This is a genomic window from bacterium, from assembly GCA_024226335.1.
Lineage (GTDB): Bacteria > Myxococcota_A > UBA9160 > SZUA-336 > SZUA-336 > JAAELY01.
Map to the genome: position 1 here is coordinate 1 of JAAELY010000165.1, position 4,245 is coordinate 4,245.

A 4,245-nucleotide genomic window follows, 5' to 3' on the forward strand; every position below is an offset into this window, starting at 1 on the left:
GCTTACGGAAATTTTACGGCACTTTACGGCAACGTGCGGGAAATTTACGGCCACGTGCGGAAATTTTACGGCAACCTGCGAACATATTACGGACATTGTACGTAAATTTACGGCAAGGACCGGAACCTCGAACCCATCCATCCGGGCCCCTCCCGTCCTGTCGACTCCTTGTCCCGCTGGCCCCGTTTTGCCTGCTTCGCGCGTCACAATCGCTCCGTCATCCACCGGACAGACACTCGGGCGGCGCCCATTGGCGCAAAAAACACAAGGCCGCTTTGTTCGTGGTCGCGCCGACCTCGATAAGTTCGCGTCGCAGGTCCTCGCATTCCCTTCTGAACGCGTCTTGCCGGCCTTCACTCGCCGCTTGCAAAAACCCGTTTTGCGGCATGCGCCACAAGGCCCAGGCGCGAAGAACGAGGTACGTGACGCGCGTAGGGTCTTCGTGCTGCTTGAAGTGGTGGCTGGAGCGCAGCGATCTGTTCGGGTGATCCGTGCCCATGTGCGCTGGGACCAGCCACCTCGGTTTGACGCGCATCCGGATCTCGTCGAAACGGCGGTCGTGTGTCAAAGTGAAATAGGCCGAATGCCACGCCACCTTGTGGGTACCTTTCGGCGCCTGAGGGGTACCTCTCGGCAGGCGGGCGGAAGGTGGGAGTTCCTCGGCAGCATCGCTCGGGTCGAACCCTGGCGGTGTTGCCTCCGGAACTCCTGCGGATTCCTCCGAGGCCCCGTCGTCCGCATCGTTCGCTTGCATTTCTTCGTCCGATGAGGCTGCGCTCCAAAGCTCGTCCTTGTCCGGATCGTCCTCGTCGTCCGTTTCGCTGTCGAGAGCCTCCGTTCCATCGCTGGCGCCGCTCATGTCGGCACCCTCGTCCTTGTTGGACCGCCTCCGAGGAGTTTTTGCCACGACTTCCGAGGACGTCAGCTGCAGGAAGACCCCGGTAGGAGTGTATTTCCGAACCGTCACTTCGTTCTTCAGAACTTCGACTTTGCCGGAGTATGCGAGGAGGGAGGCCGGCAGAGCCACGTGGATCGGGAGCAGTACGTCGCGAAGCGGCGTCTCGATGGGGAGCCTCCAAGCTCTGCTGCCGTCCCCGAGTTCCTCGGGGTCGTCGAACACCAGACACCACTGCTGCCTCATCACATCGCACGCGAAGATGAAGGTCGTCAGGGCCATCTCCTGCCTCCAAAGAGTGAAGAAGCCGTTGGAGACGAGCCCCAACCAAGGAGGCGGCTGAGACCCGGCCTGTCGGCAGGGCGCCGGGCGGAAAGCCGGTGCTTCGAGCCGCGCCGCTGGCTCGTACTTCTGCGGAGCCTCCGCGCGGACGTTCGCGGAGCGGTGCTGACCCTGGCGCACCACTTTCATCTCCTCCCTGAAGGTGTCCTCGTTCTGCTCCATCCACTCCACCCACTCGGTGGCGTTCCTCGGGAAGCCGGGCCATGGCGCGGTCGAGTCCAGAGTCGTTCGCGCCCGGGCGCGCGCCAACTCGGCTCGCAGAGACTCCCCGTTCTCCCGGACGTACTGCTGTAAGGCTGCTTTTCGGCAGGGCCAAGACTCCGGATCCGCTAGCGCCTTCGGCGCTGACACCGCCCCGAACCTCCGCTGAGACCTGGGAAACAAGTGAGGATTGTGCTGGAGAGCTAGTGACCAGAGCGTGCCGCCTCCACGGCACTTCCGCGGCACCGCTCCAGCGGGGGCTCCTTTCGCACGCCCCTGGGCGCGGTACCTCCGCAAGATCATATCCCGCGAGGCGGTGTGCACGGCGATCAACTGTCTCCGTTCGCCGCGCTTGGCCTGTTGGTGCGCCCTTTCGACCTCGAGGGTGGAACCTTCCACCTGAGTGAGCCACGTCGACAGCTCTGTCTGGATTGCATCGGAAGCCAGGAAACGAGTTTGCTCGCGCAGGTCGCCTCGCCGCAGCGCCTCCTCCTGGAGAGGCCGACCATAACCCACGTCCAAGGAGTCCGCCTCAGCGTTCAGGAAGTTATCGATCTCGAGAAGGAATCCGATGGGATTCGCCGCTTTGGAGCAAAGAGCCAGTTTAAACGGATACGCCTGGTATTGCTTGAACCGTACGATGAGCGCCGAAGCGGTGAGAAGCAGTTGCTCGACAACGCGAGCCATGTCCGGGCCGCGGCGGAAGGCGGGTTCCGTGGGCAAGCGGCGAAGCGTCGCGCGCAGGTCATCGGACATTTTCGCGGCGACTTCCCCTCGGACGAGTCGGAGCAGCAATGGGCAAGCGGGTCGAACCCTGTTGCCCCCGCCACTAGGATCGTCTCGCGCCCGCGCCTTCCCTGTTATGGAGACCGCGTGCTGCGTCAGTGCCGTGCAGAGGCAAGCCCGCCGCAGCAGCAATGGCGTGTCCTTGTGCTGGAAGAACGCCTTCACGTGGCGGATCCTTTTTTGGCTCTGTGGGCGAGGGGCCTTCGTGGGGAGGGCGAGGAGCAGATCCAGAGGAATCCCAAGGAGGTGGATGCGGAGGAGACCTTGAACGCACTCCGTGAAGAGCCAGAATCGGGTGACCACGGGTTTCTCCTGCGTGCGCAGGCAACACCGCTCAAGCACTCGCAGGAGTTCGCCTCGCACCGCCTCCTCGAAGCAGGTCTCATCGTGCGGGATATGGCAGAAGTTGCCGAGCCCCGCGTTCAGCATGTCCAACCACTCATTGGGTAAAACGGTTTCGCCGTACAAGTCCTGGAGTCGCTTCCCGACGGACGCCTCTCGTCGGACGTTGCGTAGCTCCGATGGGTCCATTTCGCGCGGATCGAGGATCCGCAGGTTCTCGAAGACGAACGCCCGCAGGTTCGCGTAGAACTCCTCATGGTATTCGCTCAGGAGATACTTGAAGAAGCGCACCGCCGTTGCCTCCAGCGAGGGCATCCCCTTTGACGGAGGCGCGTCGCCTCCAATGGCTGTTCGCACGACCAGATTCGCCTGGTGGCTGGCGCAACGAAGAACCACCAAGAAGTAGTCCCATCTGTGGAAAGGCGACACGGAGTCGAGCTGCAGAGAGCGCACGAGGAGCCAGAGCTTCTTGGCAGCCGCCATGTTGGTGGGTACGGAGTCTCCAACTAGGAAGTGGATGAATCTCCTGCGGCGCCCCGCCGCCGCGGTGCCCTCGTCGGCAGCGTCGTCCTCGGCGGCGTTCAGGGCCTCAAGAAGCCCTCGAAGAACGCAGAAGATGACGAAGCACATGGTGTCTGCGTCCTTTTTGGCCAAGGGCTGCAGATCGGTCAGCCAGGGCGCTCCACTGGGCGATGCGTCTATGTGGACGGAGCAGCTATTGTTCTGCACTTTGCTGCTCCGCGACCGACAGATCCGGGGCCGAGCGCGGGTCGAACCCTGGCTCGGCCTCGGAGTCCCGTCGGTCGCGCCTCCGTCAGAGCCTCCTTCGAGAAAGCTCCGCATGCGCAGGGAGGCCTCGTCGTGCAGGTGGCGGAAGCAGACAAAGCCGTGCTCGCTCTGGGCCGCGTAGACCCGGACCGAGTCCCGGCAGAGGCGCTTCAGGACTCGCGCGAACGTGTGCCGGAAAGCGCAGACGGACGATCGGCCGAACGGCGGCGCCGCAGAGAAATTGTAATCCCGAGCGAACTCCTCGACCATGCGGGCGCTCATGGAAGGATCGCACAAAGCGGCCCGCACGATGTTCAAGGCGCTGACTCTGAAGGTGCTCCTTTCTTGCAGTCTCTTCTTGTCGCACACCAACTTTTTGACCTTGGCTTGCAAGTAGTGGCACCGCCGCCTGAAAGAGCCGATCTTCCAGGACCACCGCTTTCTCTGGAGACGGCCTCCAGGTCGCGGCAGCTCGGCGTCGAGCCGCAGAGCCTGGGCGATGCGGCGGCGGAAGTCCGCGGAAGCCGCGGAGACTTCCGCGTTGTGCCCTAGCGTGGCTTCCTCCAGCTGTTGCGCCGCCTGCAGAGCGGCCGCTGCCGCTCTGTCGGCCATTGGGGGGAAGGGGAGGGGGGAGGAGGACACTTTTTCAGCAATGAGCGACCAAAGGCACAAAGAGTTAAAGAGAATGAGAAATAGAAAGAAGCAGTCCCAATAGAAAGAAGCAGTCCCAAATGTGACAAACCACGCGCGCCGACACGCGCCGCCCACGCATGCGGACCACAGCATGATGTTGTGTGTTCGAGTGGGCGAGTCTGCGAGTCCGCGCCCACGGCACGCACGCGCACACGCGCACGCGCGCACGCACGCACCGACGCACAGCGGAAAGCGGTCAGGAACCGAAACGATGATGA

General features: G+C 63.0%; 1 protein-coding gene. It reads right to left on the bottom strand.

Features of this window, described 5'->3' with window-relative positions:
• Positions 1-217 precede the first annotated feature (217 nt).
• Positions 218-3,616: a hypothetical protein gene (locus GY725_07815; protein MCP4004085.1), complete on the bottom strand. Its 3,399-nt coding sequence runs from the start codon at positions 3,614-3,616 to the stop codon at positions 218-220.
• Positions 3,617-4,245: the final 629 nt, after the last annotated feature.

What these genes read in the sequence shown, in the direction of transcription:
- GY725_07815 (MCP4004085.1), bottom strand. Translation starts at nt 3,616, where the DNA reads ATGAGCGCCCGCATGGTCGAGGAGTTCGCTCGGGATTACAATTTCTCT.